Source organism: Paraburkholderia pallida (assembly GCF_004524855.1).
In the GTDB taxonomy this organism is placed as follows: domain Bacteria; phylum Pseudomonadota; class Gammaproteobacteria; order Burkholderiales; family Burkholderiaceae; genus Paraburkholderia; species Paraburkholderia oxyphila.
The window spans coordinates 1,561,426-1,580,877 of record NZ_CP038151.1 but is presented as its reverse complement, the minus strand read 5'-3'; the positions used below and the strand labels follow the sequence as shown (position 1 = coordinate 1,580,877).

Below are 19,452 nucleotides of genomic sequence, written 5' to 3'. Positions count from 1 at the left end.
ATGTCTGGTCCTGCTCACATAGCGGGAAGCATGAACTGAAACATTGCGCTTGGCCCAGGCACTCCGGTGACCTATAGACGCCTTCCATGGGCCTCGACGATAGAACGAGCGAAGTCGAATCGAGCTGGCTTGCAGGCTACGGTGGTATTGTCTGGTCTGGTCCGCTGCTATACCCGCGTCGGAGGGCGCGGACGCTGAGTAAGGTCAGCGACGGCTTACCGCGCATTGGCCGTTTCGTTGCTACTCAGACTTCGTGTCGACGATCACGGCCATCATGACGTAACGGGGGTAGCGCAAACTGAACGACCGCGCCGCTCGGCGAGTTGTCACTCGCCCACATCCGGCCGCCATGCGCGTTGATGATCGAACGGCAGATTGAAAGCCCCATGCCCAGGCCGGTGGACTTCGTCGTATAGAACGAGGTGAAGGCGTGTTCAGCTCCGTCCGGTCCAAATCCCGGCCCTGAGTCGCGCACGGTCACGAGCACACACGCGCCGTCAGCCTCCCTTGCGGTGACGTGTACCTGTCGTACTCCATCGATGCTGCTCATTGCGTCCAGCGAATTGATGACCAGATTGAGAATCACCTGTTGCAACTCAACACGGTCGCCTTCGATGAACGGCAAGCCCTCTGCGAGTTCCACGTCCAACATGGCACCACGCTTCCTCGCTTCTCCCTGGATGACTTCAACGATCTCGCGGATCGCCTCGTTAATGTCAACCGGCTCCTTCTTCGGTGGCGCCTTCCTGATCAGTTGCCGGATCCGGCCAAGCATGTCCCCGGCGCGCATGGAATCCTTGACGATACGCTCCAGCGAAAGGTTGGCCTTGCTGATGTTAGCGGACTCGCGGTTCAGCCATCGCAACGCTGCCTCGGCGTTGATTGCCGTCGCGGCGATGGGCTGATTGAGTTCGTGAGCAATCGAAGCCGCAAGTTGCCCCATGGTCGCAACGCGGTTCATATGGGCCAGTTCGGCTAGCACCTGGCGATAGCGCTCTTCGCTCTCGCGGATTTTCTTTTCCGCCTGCTTCTGCTCGGTCAGGTCAAGCACGAAGGCGACGCCTTTCCGGCCGCTTGCGTCGGATGCAGCGAAACCGACAATGACGGGGATGCGGCTGCCGTCCTTCCTGGCGTACTCCGTCTCGAATGGCTTGGCGCGGCCGGTTTCTTCCAACTCGATCCGCGCGCGTTTGGCGTCGTCACGCGCTTCTGGCGGCGTCAGATTCAGACAGCGTATACGACCCGAGACGAGATCGTCGCGCCCGTAGCCCACCATGCGGAGAAAGACGTCATTGGCTTCGAGGATGTTCCCGTCGGCATCCCAGACATGGATCCCGATGATGTTGGCATCGACAAGACGTCGGATCTTTGCTTCGTTCTCCGCGACATCGCGATACAAGCGAGCATTCTGGAGTGAAATCGCAGCCTGTGAGGCTACAAGCTTCAGCACGGCGATCCGGCGGGGGCTGAACACGCGGGCAGTGAGATTGTTCTCGAGGTAAAGCGCACCCATGAGCTTCGCGCCATTCATCAGGGGCAGGCACAGAATGGAGCGTGCTCGATGCTGGCGAATGTAGGGATCCGCGGCAGACGTGGGCTCGGCTATGGCATCGTCCAGAAAGATATTCTCACGCGTACGCAAGACATGGTAGAGGATCGATTCCGGCAACATCCCGGCGTTTACCGGCGCATCCGACAGCTGCAGATGAATCGCGTCGCCGGCGGTGGTGGCTTCTGCGGCAATCCGATGCTCGCCTCCAGCCGACAGGATCAGGAGGCCACGTTCGGCGCCCGCCTGTTCGATTGCGGTCCGCATAACCATATCGATGAGTCTTTCCAGGTGGATCTCGCCTGACGCTGCCTGCGACACCTTGATCACGGTCGCCAGTTCGAGGTGTTCGATTGGCGCTGCCATCGTATTCGTCGGTCCGGGCGCCGTCTCTTCGATCCTCAGGTACGGGTACGTCCGCTCAAGTTGCCATACCTTTCCGTTGGCCCCCCAACGCAGATAGCCATAGCGGGCGTCCTGCATATATGTACGCGCAATTTTCCGAAGACCACGGGCGGCATAAAAGCGGGACGCGAGTTCGTTGGCAAGTGCCTCGACATGGACGTATCCGCTTTCCTGCGCTGAATCGATGGCCTGCTCGTAGAGCATCTCGGCGTCGACCATGCGGCCCTCAATGCGGGCGATCTCTGCGCCGACCAGCGCGGTATGGCTTGCGAAGTTCTCCGAGCAGAGATCTGCCCAGATGCGCAGTTCCCTGTGATGGGCTGCCAACGTGTCCAGGTTCTGCGGCCGCTCGCCAGCCGCGATGGAGTCGCAGCGGCCGGCCCTGGCCAGCGCGGCATAGAAGTAATATTCTGCCTCCTCGAAAGAAGAGTACGAGATCCAGAGTAGCTCATTCGCCTTTGAAGCGGCCTGCATGGCTGCCTCGTAATCACCAGCGAAATAGCGCGCCTGTAACTTCCGGACCCAGTACCAGCACCTATACGCCACGGAGGTTTGGGACAGATGGCGTTCAGTGTGACGTTCATTGAACTGCGCGTCATCGAGGCTGCCGAAGACTGGCGTCAAGCCGCGGAGCGTCCGGATCAACGCTAGCTGGTGTTCGATAAAGTCAATTACGAGGCGAAATCCCACTTTCCTGGCGTACACAAGGCCGGATTCGGCTTCCCGTTGTACCTCGGGTAGTGGCTCGCCGATCAGGAGCAGGTTCGAGACGAGGTGATTGCATGCAAACGCGCCGAACGGAAGGTCGCCGGTCCGATTTGCTATGTCGAAAACGCGGCGCAGTTGGTCAACGCAATTCCGCACGGGTTGCGCCCAGCGCGCAACGTAAAGGGAGAAAGACAGATACGTGCGGGCTCCGTAGCGTTCGAGGCCCTGCCGTTCGACGAGTTGGCAGCTGAGCTGGCCAAATTGAAATCCGGCCTGGTAGTTGCCGAAAAGGCGTCTGGCATCCCTAGGGAGGTTCGCGTAGGCGACGCACGAAGCATCCGCATTTCCGTGCTCGAGGCTGAGAGTGGCCGCCTTGCAGATCGTCAGGCCAGCGAGGTTCTCATCCGTGAGTAAGGCAGGCGAGAACAGCTTGATCAGTGCCTCAACGGTTGCAAGGACGATTGCGTTCTCCATTGCGGGAAGATTGATGAGTTCCTCAATGGTCCGGTCCCCAAGCAGTGACCAGATACGTTCGTATTCGCTTCGCACCGTTGCTTCATCCGGATGAGGTGACCACGCGATGCCCACGTGACGAAGGAATTCCAGGCAAACAGCTACCGCATTTTCGCTCTGGTCGAGAATCAGGTAGACATCCATCTGCCGGCATGCGACCTGGGCGCGCTCGACCGTGGTCGTAGTACGTCTCGATAACACCGCCAATCGCGCTTCGGCGACCGGCAGTTGTCCCGTCAGAAATTCGCATTCTGCCCGGTTCAGCTCGAGCGCAAAGATCAACCCATGCCGATGCTGCCAGCAATCGTCGCTCAATAGTCCGGCGCCGGTAGTGAAATAGGCGAGTGCTGCGGTATAGGCCGTCGACGCCTTAGCACGTTGGCCGGCGAGCAGGTTGAGTTCGGCCAGCTGTTCCCGTTCGTTCTGTTCCGTAATCAACCCTCCGCCGCGATTCAGCTGTCCCACGATCTCGAAGATCGCTTCCTCGCGCTTTTCTAGGGGTATTCGCTCAGCAAGCAGCCGACCGATCCGCAGATGCGCTTCGGCGCGCGATGTTTCCTGGATCAGCGAATAGGCGGCTTCATGGATCCGATCGTGCACGAACGCGTAAGCGCTCGCCCGCCGCTCGACCAGCTCCTGGCGAACCGCCTCCCACAACGTCACGTGAACCTGAGCCTCCGGCATACCGAGAACGGCGGAGAGAGTCGTGGTCTCTGCGACGTTCCCGAGGCAGGCTAGCTGCTGCAACGCCAACTGGGTCCCCGTCGGCAGGCGAGCCAGCTTGCCGACCATCAGGTCCACGACGTTGTCGGTGTGACCCATGGCATGTATGCGATCGGGATCCCAGTGCCACCGCCGTGTACCATGATCGAAAGTCAGCAGAGTCCCTTCGACCAGCGCCTGCAGGAACTGGATCACGAAGAATGGGTTGCCGCCCGTCTTGTCGCGCACGAGGCGCGCCAGTGGCTCGATCGATTCGGGCGCACAATGGAGCGCATCCACTATCAATCTCCCGATATGCGCAGGGGAGAGCGGCGAGAGCCTAATTTCGTCGACTTTCACGCCAGCGTTTCGGACAGCGTGAAGCCTGGCGGTCAGCGGATGGGTGGCGTCTACCTCGTTGTCGCGATAAGCGCCGATGAGCATCAGGTAGCGCAGGTCTGGGTGGGTCAGCAGTTCCCCGAGCAGGTCCAGTGTCGCCGCGTCAAGCCACTGCAGGTCGTCGAGAAAAAGCGCAAGCGGATGGTCTGCTTGGGCAAAAACGCCAATGAACCGCCGGAACACCAGCAGGAAGCGCTGTTTCGCCTGTTGTGGCTCGAGTTCCGGGACAGGGGGCGATTCGCCGATGATGAGCTTCAGTTCAGGGATAAGATCGCTCATGAGGCGCGCATTGGGCGCCAGCGCCTCCAGCAATGCTGCGCGCCAGCTTGCCAGCTCCGTGTCGGACTTGCCGAGAAGCATGCGCACCAGGCCTTGGAATGCTTGGACCAGCGTGGAATAGGGGATATTGCGCTTGTACTGGTCGAACTTGCCTGAGGCGAATAATCCACGTGGCGGTACGAGTATCTTGTGCAGCTCATTGACGACTGATGATTTGCCGATGCCGGAATACCCGGAGACAAGCACCAGCTCTGGCGCGCCGCTCCCTAGGACACGGGCGAAGCTGGCGATCAACGCATCGACCGCCCGCTGCCGTCCGTAAAGCCTCTCGGGAATCATCAGTCGGCCAGGTGCGGCGTGTTCGTCCAACGCGAAGTCGTCGATGCGGCGCTGACGTTGCCAGTCCGCGAGGCAACGCTGCAGATCATGCTCGACGCCGCCGGCGGTCTGATAGCGCTCTTCGGCTGTCTTGGCGAGTAGCTTGACGACGATGCCGGAGATCACTGCGGGGACGGTGCGCACGCGCGCGTGGGGTGGCAACGGCATTCTGGCAATATGGCAGTGCACCCATTCCATGGCGTCCGTCGCGGTAAAAGGCAGGACGCCCGTTAGCATTTGGTAGAACGTGACACCAAGGGCGTACAGATCGCTGCGCGAATCTATCGAGCGATTCATCCGACCGGTCTGCTCTGGCGCCATGTAGGCGAGCGTCCCGGCGATGGTTTCGGGTGGCTCCGGGGCCTGCCTCTCGCGTGGCAGGCGCGAGGCAAGGCCGAATCCGGTGAGCCGTGCCCGCCCATCGGCGCAATGGACGAAGATGTGCGCGGGCTTGAGATCCTTATGGACGAAGCCGCGCTGATGAAGCTTTCCTAGCGCGGCGGCAATGCCAATCGCGAGTTCCAAGAAATAACCGATCTCCAGTGGGTTGCCGAGCAGTCGCGCGAGCGGCTCACCGCCAGGATCCTCTAGCGCCAACAAGATTCGGCCGTCTTCGCGTATCAGCTTAAGCGGGCGCACCGCCCAGGTACCATCTAGCTCGTCCTTCAGCCCGACCTCGTGGGCGAGGCGATTGAGACTGGTCGGCGTGGGTTGTTCAGCGGCAAGCCGCGCTAGCAGAATATTCTCTCCGGCGACCGCCCGCCAGACGATACGCTCGCCATCGTCCAATAAAATATCTGATCTATTCCTCATTGGGTGCCTCAACGAGAGAACTCTGATCTGGTGAATGCACGAATCTCCTAATGATATGCGCTCTACATCGCGACGTCATTGGCAATGGCCGCGCGAACGTGGGGGATGCCGACGCAAGGCTGCTCCTGCGGAAAGAGAACCCGCGAAGCGGATAGCGGCAAAAGAAGCAGCCAAGGTGGCGCTCCCCAGTTGAGATCGATGGTTCGTCTGCTCTGAATAAATATGGCTTCCTTATCAATTTTATGTGGCCACCATTTCGCTTTTTCCGCTCTTTTTATAACTATCAGGCGATTTTGATATATCCGCCCCACATGCGGCGAATAAACTACGCATCTAAGCAGGCAACTATGCTTCCATGAAATGACAAGTTATTTTGCGATTCACAGTCTTGTTGGTCGAGCCCGGCGCCCGATCGATCCAGTCGGCGAACCCATCACTGTGAGTCGCTAATGAACAGAATCGCCATATCCAGTGCCGTTGGTGCAGTTTTCGTTGCCGGGGCATCATCGGCACTCGCACAGAGCTCGGTCGCCCTATACGGTATCGTCGATGAGGCGGTCCGATATCAGACGAATGCCGGTCCGGGCGGGGACGACCAAGTTTCCATGACGTCCGGCCCTGAAACACACAGCCGCTGGGGTTTGAGGGGCAGTGAGGATCTTGGGGATGGCTGGTCGGCAATCTTCCGACTCGAAAACGGCTTTGAGGCCTTTAATGGGCAACTGCATGTCCCGAACACACTATTCAGTCGGCAGGCTTTCGTGGGGATTTCGAATGACAAGTGGGGATCGCTGACCTTCGGCAGGCAATATGCGCCCGCCTACGACACCTTGGGCGATATCTTCGACCCGTTGACCGTTGGCAACTACTGGCAGAACAGCTGGCCGTATAACGGCATCGGCAGTTACCTGGAGGTCAACAACTCAGTCAAGTACAAAGGCACCTTTGAGAACCTCGCGATCAATGCCCTGTACGGCTTCGGCAACCAGCCGGGCGCACTCGGGCTCGGCGCGACCTACGCCGTGGAATTGACGTACACACTTGGTCCCGCCAAGCTCAACGCGGGTTTCCAGCAGGTGTCCGTACCGATGTCGGCGACGGGTTCTTCGGTCGGCAACAGTGTCGGCAGCACAATCAATGGCGCTAAAACCAATTTCCTGCACATCAGCGGCGCGTATCAGGTTACCCATGACGTCCGCCTTCTGGCTGGTTGGCTGCGCGCGCAGGACCAGACAGGTTTGACCGACCTTTACATGCAGCAGTCCGGCGCTCCAGCCTTGAAGGGTACCAGCCCCAACCGTATAGACGACACCTATTACGTCGGTGCGAACTGGCAGGCCATGGCTCCGCTTCTATTTACGTTCGCCTATTATTACGGGCATGCACGCAATGCCGCGCTGCTCGATGGCTCGCTCGGCACAGGCGTCAACCAATCGGCGACCATCCTTGCCGAGTACTCGTTCTCGAGGCAGTCGGAAATCTATGCAATCACGGACTGGTCGCGTGGCACTGGAGCTTTTGCCGCGGACTACCCAGGCGGTGTCGACGCCGCTGGGGTTCCGATCAACACTATTGGACGGACCAACCAACTGGGTGTGGCCATTGGGCTGCGAAAGATGTTTTGACAACGCGTCACGCTGTCCGTCGCGTACCACGTGTTGGGTGAAGGGCCAGATCATTTGAGGGTGCTACGTGCGGCCGGTCAGGCGCGTCTTCCTGCTTACACAGATTGAGGTACTGGAGAATCTTCGCGAGTTGTTCCTGCGAGGCCTGTGGGCCGATTATCGCTTTTTGAATCGAGCGGGTGCCCCTTGTTCTATTGCGCCTACGCGTTTGAGCGCGCGTTCCATGAAGTGGTCGTAAATCTACTCGTCGACCGGCGCGCGCTAGAGGGCAGCTTTCCGGACAGGATGCGCGTAGAGTGCAAAAAGGGTGGGGCAGGGTGAGAGACAGAATCAGGCCCGCTGTGTTCTAAAGGTGTCCGTAGCCGAGGAGCGGCAAGGATCCGATATGAAATCACGAATTCAAAACGCATCGTTCATTTCGAAGTTGATGCCCGCCAGTGAGGCTGCGGCGCTGATTCAGCCGGGCATGACGGTCGGCATGAGCGGGTTCACCGGTTCAGGGTATCCGAAGGCCGTGCCGCTCGAACTCGCGCGGCTGATCGAGGACGCGCACGCCCGAGGCGAACGATTCGTCATTCGCGTGCTGACTGGCGCATCCACTGCCCCGGAACTCGACGGGGCGCTCGCCAAAGTAGGCGGCATCGATTTTCGTCTGCCTTACCAGAGCGATCCTGAACTGCGGGCGCGCATCAATCGAGGCGAGATCGAGTACATGGACATCCACCTCGGTCAGGTTGCCCAATATGCCTGGTTCGGCTTTCTCGGCAATATCGACATGGCGGTGATTGAGGTCGCCGGCATCCTGCCTGACGGTCGCCTGATTCCTTCGACTTCGGTGGGCAACAACAAGACGTGGCTTGATCTGGCGAGTCAGGTGATCTTGGAAGTGAACTCGAATCAGCCCGCCGGACTAGACGGCATGCACGACATCTACTACGGCACGGCGCTACCGCCCGAGCGCAAGCCGATACCGCTAGTCGCACCCGGCGACCGCATCGGCGATCCGTATCTGCGCGTCGATCCCGCCAAGGTGCTGGCGGTCGTCGAAACCGACGCGCCGGACCGCCTCGGCCGCTTCGCTGCGCCCGACGAGATCAGCGCGCGCATCGCCGGGCATCTTGTCGAGTTCTTCCGGCATGAAATCGCGCATGGGCGATTGCGTCCGGAATTACTGCCGCTGCAGTCGGGCGTGGGCAACATCGCCAACGCCGTGCTCAGTGGCCTGCGCGACGGGGGCTTCGAAGGCCTCAGCGCATTCACCGAAGTGATCCAGGACGGCATGCTGGACCTGATCCGCACCGACACGCTGCGCGTGGCTTCGGCCACGGCGCTCTCGCTGAGCCCAGAGGGCGTCGATGAATTCCAGCGCAACATCGACCACTACCGTAGCCGCATCGTGCTGCGTCCGCAGGAAATCTCGAACCACGCGGAACTCGTGAGGCGTCTTGGCTGCCTCGCCATCAACGGTATGGTGGAGGCGGACATCTATGGTAACGTCAATTCGACACACGTTGCGGGCACGTCAATCATCAATGGCATTGGCGGGTCGGGGGATTTTGCGCGCAATGGCTTCTTGTCGTGCTTCGTAACTCCGAGCATTGCGAAGAACGGTGCCATTTCGTGCATCGTTCCCCTCGCAAGCCACGTTGACCATACCGAGCACGACGTAACCGTGATCGTGACCGAACAGGGGCTCGCGGATCTGCGCGGTCTCTCGCCCAAGCAGCGCGCCCGGGCTATCATCGCGCGATGCGCGCATCCCAATTATCGTCCGCTGCTCGAAGACTACTTCGAGCGGGCCTGCCGCGAGAGCGTGGGCAAACACACGCCGCATCTTCTCGACGAAGCGTTGTCGTGGCACCGGCGCTTCGTGGAGAGCGGACGAATGCGGTGAAGTAGCCCACCGATCGTGCACGCTGATGGATTGGCATTCCCGTTGAGTGGGGCGATATTGTCCGTCGAGCACTCGCCACTCGACACAAGATAGAGCCGCACGGTCGCGTGAGCGTCGGCAGTCGAGGCCTCTTCAGGTTCGTCTTAGCGCGAGATGGCATCGGTACATGCAGCGAGCACGGCTAGCAGGATGTGCTGCACGTCTTTGTATAGCTGCTGGTCCTGCATGACATCGCACAAGGCAAGCCGCGTGCGGCGCTGATCGAGTCCTTAGAATCGCCGTACGTACTGTCTTGACGTCCGCTCCAGGCGGGCGGCTTCCTGTTGGTTTCTCTCTCGCTCCACTATGCGAGTGCTTCCTGGCAAATCGCTTTGACCAGCCAGTGGAGTGACGATCGGCCACAAATTCCGTTGACTTTGCTGGGACCTCTCCTTAATGACCGCATAGAGCGGCGCTCATGGGTCTCCTCGCGTTGCGAAATCGGCGCGACGTGCCCAATACAAGATTGGCCAGTCCGCGTGGGAGGTGTCAGGAGTAGATTTGCGTAGGAATTTGAAATTTAGAGCGATATTCCGAAAGATGGATGAGGTGTTTGAGGCGATATTCCGGGGGATGGTTTTCAGTTCGACTCGGTGGAGCTCGGGGAAATCTTGGAATAAGGCGGTCGCTTGCGACTTTTCTTCCGAATAGAGATAGAAAATCCCCTGTTTTTCTGCCGCCCGATCTATACCCGATCAGGCCGATTCCTGTCTCGCCGATAATGCAGCTTTTGTCTGCAATCTATCGGGGCCGTGACTGGTATTGGATACGCCCCCAAACTGTTGCCGCGCGTGAAGTGCCACGGTACTGCTGACGGGGATCGACGAGACTGGGCTTGTCGCCGCAGAAGATGAAAGCGGCAACGCCCGGGGGGAGGGGGCGGGATCAGACGATGTCGTGAGGACATACCCAGAAAAGCCATTGTCGAAGACTTGGTGAGCCGCCTCACGCTTCGGGCGTTTCGAGATGTATGGTGCCTACACTCCAGTGTCCTAATGAAAGTGATGATAGCGTCCCATGCGTGAATTTCGATTCCATATGCCACTGAGAGCAGGCGTGGATCGAATTTCAGTAACTGAGAAAAGCTGCAATCGTCAATCGATGCGTTATCAATCAGTGGGGCTGAAGAATCGAGCGAGCATTATCGCCAGCGTTTCGACGAAGCGCAGCATCATCGGCAAGGGCAGGTCGGCGGCCCTTGAGTACGGAAGCCAAAAATGGAAAACGGATGAGCACGTCGACAAGTTCAGTAGGACCGGCGCCGCTTACTGGCGCCCGCTTCGCATTGGGCACGATCGCAGTGGCGCTCGCCACCTTCATGAATGTCCTGGATTCGTCTATTGCGAACGTCGCGATTCCAACCATTTCTGGCAATCTCGGCGTATCCATCGACGAGGGAACTTGGGTCATCACGCTGTTTTCCGCCGCCAATGCTGTGTCGATTCCTCTGACTGGGTGGCTGACGCAACGCGTCGGCCAGGTAAGGTTATTTGTCTGGGCCATCGTGTCGTTCGTACTATCCTCCGCGGCATGCGGTATGGCGCCAAGCTTGCCCGTGTTGCTTGCTGCACGCGTCGTGCAGGGTGCGGTGGCCGGCCCACTGATTCCGCTCTCGCAGGCGTTGCTGCTGGCTTCGTTTCCTAGGGAAAAGAGTTCGAACGCACTGGCGCTATGGGCGATGACGGCAACGGTCGGGCCGATTGCTGGTCCAGCGCTGGGCGGCTGGATTACGAACAACTACAGTTGGTCTTGGATCTTCTACATCAACGTGCCAGTGGGTCTGTTTGCTGCGGCCGCGATCCGAACGCTTTATCGTAATCACGAGACACCCACGCGCAAACTGCCGATCGACAAGGTTGGCTTGTTCGCACTGATCGTGTGGGTCGGCGCACTGCAGATCCTGCTGGATAAGGGAAAGGATCTCGACTGGTTCAATTCCACGACCATCTGGATTCTGGCAATCGTGGCGATGATCGGCTTCGTGTTCTTCCTGATTTGGGAGCTGACCGACGAAAGACCAATCGTCAATCTGCGGCTCTTTGCTGAGCGCAATTTTCTCGGTGGGACGCTCGCGATTTCAGTGGCGTATGCGGTGTTTTTTGCGAATCTCGTGATTCTGCCGCAGTGGATCCAGGGATTTCTCGGCTACCCCGCGGTCAATGCGGGCCTCGTGACGGCGCCGCTCGGCATTTTCGCGGTAATTCTCGCGCCGGTGCTCGGGAAGATTATGCCGAAGTCGGACATGCGCGTGCTCGCCACGCTCTCCTTCCTGGGGTTTGCCGGAGTGTTCTTTATGCGCTCGCGTTACACGACCGACGTTGATCCATACACGCTCGTGCTGCCGACCCTACTGCAGGGGATTCCAACCGCATTCTTCCTGACGCCGCTTACGTCTATTATTCTGTCTGGGCTTCCACCTGACAGGGTACCGGCGGCTGCCGGCCTATCGAATTTCATCCGTGTGTTTGCAGGCGCGGCGGGTACGTCGCTAGCCAGTACGGTCTGGAGCAATCGTACGATCCTGCACCACGCGCGGCTCGCCGAACAGGCAAGCGTGAATAACCCCCTCTTCACGGGCGCTATTGCGAACGTGCAAAGCACGCTTGATGTCAACACGTCGACGGCATTGGCTTTCTTTGAAACGTCTATGAATGCACAGGCGACGATGCTGGGGCTGAACGACGTCTTCCGGTTATCCTCAGTAATCTTTATTCTGATCATTCCTCTCGTCTGGCTTACGCATCCAGGCAAGGGTACAGCACCCGGGTCAGAGGGCGCGGGCGGCCATTGAGATGGCGCAACTGATTCGCGGCGTGCGCGGTCGTCCGATTCAAACGCCAATGGTTATCTATGCCGATCGCGACTACGATTGCGATTTCCACCATCAGGAACTGCGCTGGCGCGGCTTCAGGCCAGTGATCACGAAGCGCTGCTGTGAATACTGAAGTAGGCTAGTTAAATTTACCGTGAAATCGGGGGAAGTACCTCAAAGTCCGATTCCGGTGGCACTTCTCGGGCCACCGCGTGCTGGCTGCCGTTTGTGATGACCGGAACCAAATCAAGGATTGACGACCGCAGTGTGGTGACGCTGAGTGACGACCCGTGTTGCGGGTCGTGGTTGGCTATTGTTTTAAGTATTGCCGCTGTAAAGGCACCGTGAGCCAGCCTCTGCGACTCAATTGCGACGTCATAAGCGCTTGAAGCGGCGATGACTTCAGTCCCACTCGCTCTCCGTAGGTCGACGAAGGTATCTTGGACGAACTCAAGAACGTTCCGGTCGAACAGGCTCAACCGCTGATCGGCGGCGCCCTTGGAGTTTGGCTTCGCGTTGCTCGGTACGTCCGACTGGAGAGTGGCGGCGTTCAAAATCGGTTCTCCTGCATGGCAGGTATCGAGAAGAATCAGTCTCTTTCTCGCTGGTATTTCATCCAGGATCCTGTCTATGTCAGAAAAACTTAAGCCGTTCTGCGCGGGGTTGAGATGGTCGACATCACGGGTGCCGAAATAGTACCGATACTTAGAATCTACCAAGCCGTGTCCCGAAAGAAACACGATTGCGACGTCGTCCGGGGCAGAGCCCTTGAAGAACTTGGCTGCGGATAGTATGCCGTCGCGGTTTGCCATCTCCTCCGGAATCTGCTTTATATGAATCGAGGAAAACGAAGTGGCCCTTGCGGAAAATGCGCTCGCAATGGCTGTGGCGTCATCGACAGAGAAGGACAGAGCCTGGAGTGCTGTGTCGGTATAGTGTGAAACTCCGACCGCTAATAACCAGAGAGCCGGTCTCGCGGACTGCTCGGCATCGTACACGTTGATCACCTGTTGTATGGACCCAGACGATTTCTCATCTACAGCCGTCAGCGATAGTCTGTTTTGTCCGGCAACAAGTGGAACGTCGACGTGGCCGTGCCACTGACTCTTTTCTGCCACCTTTGGAATTTGTACCTTGGCCACTAGTACGCCGTTGTCTGTTATCAGAATCGCGGCCAGCGGAGCCTCTCCCGGCTCCGCAGCGACATCAAGCACTACGCGTCCCACTTGGCCCTTCTGCTCTAGCAATTGTTGATTCGCGACATGCAATTGTGGCGCGCCAGACAATTCAGGAGTCGCCAACAGATCAGACTGCTCGGTCGCGCGGCGATCCGCTGTTGCTTGCGCTACGACCTTTTCCCATTCCGGATCAGCGAGTCCCACGCTGGAGAGCAACTTGTCGGGCCGGTTATATTCCAAGTCGAATTGGTCAAACGGCAAGCTGCGTCGTCCGAGGCGAAAGGCAATCATGCTCGCGGCGCCGGGCGTGGACAGATAATCTCCGTCAGGGCTGTACATAACCCATTGGCGATCTCCGAACCGAGCGATGGTGGTAAGCAGTCGTCCAGAATCGACGCTCCACAGCCTTGCTACGCCGCTACCGTACGAGACTACGAGTAATCGGCCGTCCGGTGAGGTGTCCCATGACAGGGCAGTGGATCCGTCTCCTGCCATGGCGGCTAGGAATTTATCCGTTTGAGTCGACCATAGGTATAAGACTCCGTCAGTCGACACCAGAACGAACCTATCTTTAGCGATGCCTGCGACGGTGTTCGTCTGACCGGAGAACGAACTTAGCAAGGGGACGATATCCGCCGGATTGGCGCTGGCGGCGGAAGGCGAAGAGTTCGTGGTAGGTCCACTCTTGGAGGCTCCGGAGTTGCCGTCAAAAGGAATCCAGGATGACGAGTCGGGACCTCTTCGATACAGGTTCCCTTCTTTGTCTCGCGCGATTTGCTCAAGCGGCACAGCTTGTCCGTCCCATTTTCCGGTCTTCAGATAGGCATCGTTCAAGCTATTGACGAGCAGATTGCCGGTCGGTGCGAGAACGTTGAGGCTTTGGAATTGTTCTGAATCGACTCGTTGCAACAACTTGCCGTTTTTATCCCATTGCGCGGCGTATTGGCTCCCTCCAGTAGTCATCGTGCCAACAAGCGTACCGTCTTGCTCAAACACGAGCTTGCGCATAGCCGAGTTGTCCGGCAATTGCAGGACAACTCGCCCGGAACTCATGTTCCATACCTGAATATCTGTAGATGTTCCGCATGCGATGAGACTGCCATCTTTGCTGAACGTGAGGTTGGTGCCGATGGCAAGGTTGGGTATCGAAAAAGTCTCCCGTTTGCTCATGGTATCTACGACATGCAAATCGCGAACGTTCTGGTTCACGGTCATGTATGTAAGCCAACGTCCGGTCGGATCAAGGGCTGGGTCCAATGCGACGGCGGTGGCTGAGAATTTGATTATGTCGTGCGCCTGCGGATGAGATGCACTGGTGACGATTGCGCCATCGCTGAGATCGAATTGGTTATTGGGATTTGTACTTCCCTTCCAATGTCCCGCGAACACGTTTCCGCTAGCGTCGTGTGTCACGCTCATCATGTGGTAAGGCTCGATCCACTGCGAACGACCATAGGCCAAATTGAGCGCTTCAGTCCCGTGGCTGTCGACAAACACCAACGACTTTCCAGAATCGCTAAAAAACGCTGATATCAGTGACGGTGCGTGTGACTCCAGGTGCCTCATGAGGACCGGTTCGTCCTCGCTCCACAGATCGACTGAACTTCCGTAGCCAGCGCTGGCCCAGACGGATGACGTTGGCGCTTGTGCTACTTCCCATCCTACCGCGCCGCCAGTTGTTTCCTCGACGGCGCCGCTGTCTGGATCGACCCAGGTCAGATGTCCCGTAAAATCAGCTCGGTAAATCGAGGCGCCAAGCTTTTTGCTATGCAATCCAAAGGCGATGCTTTCGATACCAAGAACGCTGGTGGGAAGTTGAACCTCCTTGGTTTTCTTGAAATCGCTGAGACGCCAGAACGCTATGCAATTGTCGCGCTTAACGTTCACCGCATCCCCCGATTGTCGCCGATACCCTAAGGCTGCCAGGTAACTGCCATCCGGCGTGAGCGATATGCCATTTGACCAGTCTGCACAATTGTTTAAGGTTCTTGCTAATTTTGCGCTTGCAATATCGTAGATTTGCACTTGCCCTTGAGGCGCACCCTTCCGCGGTTCACGCCCCAAGGCTAATCCCTCGTCGCCGGCGCTTGCCGTGAACAATTTGGTACCGTCGCGGCTGAATACTAGAACTCCCGGGACCATGATAGACGTGGGAATCGATTTTATGAGCTGGCCATCTTTCATGTCGAATATGTCGATTCGATAGCCGTTACCATTTTCCCTGTATGCTGCGATGCGGTTCGTTGCCGGATGGGCTGCACTCAAAATAGAATAGATTTCAGAGATATGGAATCTTTGTTTCCCGGAGTCAACATCGATTGCGGTCAAATCGTTTCCTGTCACTACAATGGTCTTTCCGTCAGAAGAGAAGCTGACATTGTTCGGAAGTTTATCCGTTAAAATGTAACTTCTTTGAATGTAGCCGGAAATTACATCCCATATCACAAGCTGTCCACCGGTACCTGCGACGGCGAGCAAGTTTCCATCTGGAGAAAAAGCCATACCCACGATGCTGTCCGAACCGTGAATACCTGCCGATGAAACACCGAGCTGCAGTTGAACGGACGGAGGCGTCACTTCGTTTGCGTTGGCGCTGTAAGCAATGAGTAATACGCTTAATGTCGCTGCTCTGGCTACGCAGAGAGCGATTGTATCTAACCAATCGCGACATCTTTTTTGGAGCGCATTTCTAGTGAAAGCGTACGACTGATGGAGCTGTCGCATGATGTTTTTCATGGTGTCCCCACGTCGTAATGCTGGGCGGAATCGTTCCAATATATCTTGTAGTCTTGTCCCATCTCCAATGTCCGTGTAACGACGTTCCCTGCCGTGTCGATTTCAAAGTCCATGTCTTTACATTTTGGACACTCATACGTGACGCCTTCGCCGGGAGCAAGACGATCAACCTGCCAAGCTTCTCCCGGAATTCGGACGCGAAAACCTATATCGTTTACTGTTCCGTTCACGATATGGGCACGATGCATCGGCGGCGCCTTGGATTTTTCGCCTTGCGCTGATGCCTGCATTAAACCAAAAACAACAAAAATTGTCGCGTTAATTATTCTTGAAGATATAGAATTATTCATCGCTTTTCTCCGCGATTTCCGTACTGTCCGTCCCTTGTCGGTTACCGGTGTCTCTATTTCGTGAGGCACCTAGCAGATATCCTACAATTGTCCCGAATAAACCTAGTACAGGTGAGATCTGCTGTTCACCATATCCAGATGCAACTAGGGCAAGACTGACGACGACTATTAGGGATGTGGTGAAGGTTCGAAGAATTTCGTCTGCTTTAGCTCTATATTTAGAGAGCAATCGATACTGCATTGCAAGAATGACGAGCCCGAAAAGAAGCACCAGTATTGCCAACCAGAACTGCTGGTCATCGAGGAGGTTCACATGCGACAGGTTTACATTTCCCCGAGGCGTAGCGTTTTCATAGGTTCCCGAATCCATTTCATTTTCCTTGCTGATTTTCGTTAGAGAACGTTGGTCTTCTAATGCTCGGACGAGAGACTGGATTCAATGCGTGGCCGTTCGAAGTGAACTTCTAGGGACAATACGATGCTCGATTTATTCTAGGAAGAATTTTTGTGAAAAGGGTCGTTTTTTTGCGTGGACGCCCACGCTTCACCGCGTAGCAGCCATGGCCGATTTCGGATGGCGACAGGACCCGCTCATTCCTTGGAGTGGCGGTGCGAGGGGGAAGAACCCGTTGAGAGAGTGGACCGGATCCGGATATCACGCCAGCGGTCGTTTATCCGCAATCGGCCTGAAAACCTCGGCCTTCAGAGGCTGTCGCGAAAGCCCCAACCTGGTAAAATTTCGCGACTCGATGGCTGAAGAGAAGAACGATGAGCACGGCATCCAGGATGGCGCCACTGGACAGGAAACAATACGATCTGTTTGGTGCGGCGCCAGCTCAGGATGCTAGGCCCCGGCCGTGTGCATCGGATACAGGTCGCCGGTTTATCGTGGGCAACGCGCACGAGATCGTCATAGGCGCGACGCGCCTTGAGGACTGGCTGAAGCAGTCCGACCAGCACACACCCTTTGTCGTGGCTCATCTTCTTGAACAGCAGGACTGGCTAGCCTTCGAAGGACGCTATGCGGGCACTGGACGCGCGCCGTACTCGCCCCGCCAGATGATGGGATTGATTTTGTACGGCGTGATGCAAGGCTTGCATTCGCTGCGCGAGCTGGAGCGACTCGCCCGTCTGGATCTGGGGTGCATGTGGGTGACAGGCGGTATTACTCCCGATCATGCCAATATCGGTCGGTTCATCGTTCTGCACGAAGACTCGCTCACGCAGGAGTTCTTCGAATCCCTTACGCGCACCATCCTGAAGGCCAGCGGTTCGAGCAGCGCACGACTGGCAGGCGACGGCACCGTGATCGAAGCAGCCTGCTCCCGTTACAACCTGCTGAAACAAGAAGCCGTGCGGGCCCGCGCACAAGCGGCGACAGCAGCGCTCGAGCGCGCACCCGATGATCGCGCTGCAAAGCAGGCGCAACAGCGCAGCAGCCAATGCCAGACGATCTTCGATGCGCGGCTTGCTGCCCGGCAACACAGCGGCAAAGGCACGGAGAGTCTGCGCATCAGCGGCACGGAGCCCGAAGCGATGGTCCAGCGGCTCAAGCGTGGACAAGGATATGGGGCATCGTACAAGCCGTCCGTTCTGGCCAATGAAAACCGGATTATCACGGCGCTTGCACTGGACGCATCGAGCGAAACGCGCGTCATCGCATCCATGCTCGATCAAAGTGCACGGACCACGGGCGCACAGGCTGAAGAAGTGCTGCTCGATGCAGGATATTTCGACGACGAGGTGATCGAAGCAACGCTTGCCCGCGATGTAAGCCTGCTGTGCCCTGACGGCCAATGGCCCGCCGTGCCCGTGGACGACGGTTTGTTTCACAAGAGCGCCTTTGACTACGATGAGCAAACCGACTCGTATCGTTGTCCTGCCGGGCAGATTCTTCTCCTGGAGGCAAAGTCCAGAAAGACCCTGAATACGCGGGAACATCGCGTGTACGGAGCCAGCACCTGTGGCGATTGCCATCTGCGCGCGAAATGCACAAAGGCTGCACAGGGCGGCGCATCAAGCGCTATCCCGAGGATGAGCAACGTGAGGCGCTTCGTGTAGTGATGCAGCATCCGCAGGCCAGACGCATCTTCAGCCAGCGCAAGGCAATCGTTGAGCCGGTATTCAGTAGCCTGCGCGGACAACAGGGATTGAACCGGTTCCGGCGCCGTGGACTTGCAGCGGTCAGGCGCGAATTTGCGCTTCATGTCATGGCGCACAACCTGTCGCGGGCAGTGGCCCTGCAAAGGGCTTTATTTGCATTCCTATGGGCGACTTTACTCGTCCTGCGCAAGTTCGGATCAACTTTACGCGCTCGACCTCTCGTCCGGCTTCCGCGCTTCAACCGCTCGCACTTGGGTGCCTCATAATGCGTTTTGCGACAGCCTCTTCAGGCCGGGGATGAAAGGCAGGTGTAGACAGCGAAGCAGGAATCGCGTGATTTTCAACGGGGAAACGGCGACGTGCCTATACGGAGAAACAACCGTATTGGCACATGCCCCTCACCACCCGCGTCCTGCGCTTCAGACTCAAAGACAAACACGCAAAGCTGTTGCGTGTACTCGCGCGCGAGGTCAACTTCGTGTGGAACTACTGCAATGAGCTCTCCCATATGGTCTGGCAAGATTCCATGCGATTTGGGCGTTTGAGTAGGGCAACAGCTTCTGGCCCGGTCTTGGCTGTCCTGCTTCACCAGGATGCGACTGCCTTCTGCCGGTGCGATGCCGCTGTCGGCTGTCGCCAGCGCAGTCGGAACAATGCGGGAATTTGAAATTTCCGTCGAATATGACAAAATGTCCCATCGTCTAGGCATTGACTGGGACATTCTGTCAAATTTTGCTATGAAGCATGCCGACCTTTCGTACGCGGTGGCGCGCCTTGGCTGGACCCAGGTGACGTTCGCTGAATACTCCGGCTACGACTGCCGTACCATCGGTCGATGGATTAGTGGCGCGTCGACCATTCCGCTGCTCGTTGAAAAGCACCTCGACCTGCTCGTCGCCATTCGCGATCGGATGCCCTGAGCAGCCAGGCGTCACGCTGCACCGTAGGTCCGGAGCTTGGCCACCTGGC

Annotated in this window: 9 protein-coding genes and 2 pseudogenes; 7 read left to right on the top strand and 4 right to left on the bottom strand. The window is 57.6% G+C overall.

Annotated features, from left to right (window positions below):
- Window positions 1-244: 244 nt before the first annotated feature.
- Complete coding sequence (locus E1956_RS41745; RefSeq protein WP_134759235.1) at window positions 245-5,746, bottom strand: trifunctional serine/threonine-protein kinase/ATP-binding protein/sensor histidine kinase; 5,502 nt, start codon at window positions 5,744-5,746, stop codon at window positions 245-247.
- 449 nt (window positions 5,747-6,195) lie between these two features.
- On the opposite strand from E1956_RS41745, the gene E1956_RS41740 reads away from it, so the two are divergent.
- From E1956_RS41740 to E1956_RS46500, 4 genes are all read left to right on the top strand, one after another.
- Window positions 6,196-7,371 carry a porin gene (locus tag E1956_RS41740; RefSeq protein ID WP_134759233.1) on the top strand — a complete coding sequence of 392 codons (1,176 nt, stop codon included), beginning with the start codon at window positions 6,196-6,198 and terminating at the stop codon, window positions 7,369-7,371.
- 385 nt (window positions 7,372-7,756) lie between these two features.
- Complete coding sequence (locus E1956_RS41735; RefSeq protein WP_134759231.1) at window positions 7,757-9,265, top strand: acetyl-CoA hydrolase/transferase family protein; 1,509 nt, start codon at window positions 7,757-7,759, stop codon at window positions 9,263-9,265.
- A gap of 1,267 nt (window positions 9,266-10,532) precedes the next feature.
- Window positions 10,533-12,095 (top strand): DHA2 family efflux MFS transporter permease subunit, encoded by a 1,563-nt coding sequence (locus tag E1956_RS41730; RefSeq protein ID WP_134759229.1) that lies wholly within the window; start codon window positions 10,533-10,535, stop codon window positions 12,093-12,095.
- A 1-nt stretch (window position 12,096) separates the two neighbouring features.
- Entirely contained in the window at window positions 12,097-12,249 is a 153-nt protein-coding gene (locus tag E1956_RS46500) for a hypothetical protein (protein ID WP_167760295.1), read from the top strand.
- A gap of 16 nt (window positions 12,250-12,265) precedes the next feature.
- Here the strand turns inward: E1956_RS46500 and E1956_RS41725 are convergent, their stop codons facing one another.
- From E1956_RS41725 to E1956_RS41715, 3 genes are read right to left on the bottom strand one after another with little or no spacing between them, the layout of a single operon-like run.
- Complete coding sequence (locus E1956_RS41725) at window positions 12,266-16,030, bottom strand: caspase family protein (RefSeq protein ID WP_134759227.1); 3,765 nt, start codon at window positions 16,028-16,030, stop codon at window positions 12,266-12,268.
- Window positions 16,027-16,380: a hypothetical protein gene (locus E1956_RS41720; protein WP_134759225.1), complete on the bottom strand. Its 354-nt coding sequence runs from the start codon at window positions 16,378-16,380 to the stop codon at window positions 16,027-16,029. The genes E1956_RS41725 and E1956_RS41720 overlap by 4 nt, the downstream gene beginning before the upstream one ends.
- On the bottom strand, window positions 16,373-16,750 hold the full coding sequence (locus E1956_RS41715) for a hypothetical protein (protein WP_134759223.1): 378 nt from the start codon (window positions 16,748-16,750) through the stop codon (window positions 16,373-16,375). Before E1956_RS41715 ends, E1956_RS41720 begins: the two co-directional genes overlap by 8 nt.
- A gap of 398 nt (window positions 16,751-17,148) precedes the next feature.
- On the opposite strand from E1956_RS41715, the pseudogene E1956_RS47815 reads away from it, so the two are divergent.
- The 3 genes and pseudogenes from E1956_RS47815 to E1956_RS41695 all read left to right on the top strand — a co-directional run.
- Window positions 17,149-17,568: pseudogene (locus E1956_RS47815) on the top strand (transposase); the annotation flags it as partial.
- Window positions 17,569-17,916: 348 nt separating this feature from the next.
- Window positions 17,917-18,749: pseudogene (locus tag E1956_RS47810) on the top strand (transposase).
- Window positions 18,750-19,136: 387 nt separating this feature from the next.
- Window positions 19,137-19,403: a hypothetical protein gene (locus E1956_RS41695; RefSeq protein WP_134759217.1), complete on the top strand. Its 267-nt coding sequence runs from the start codon at window positions 19,137-19,139 to the stop codon at window positions 19,401-19,403.
- Window positions 19,404-19,452 lie beyond the last annotated feature (49 nt).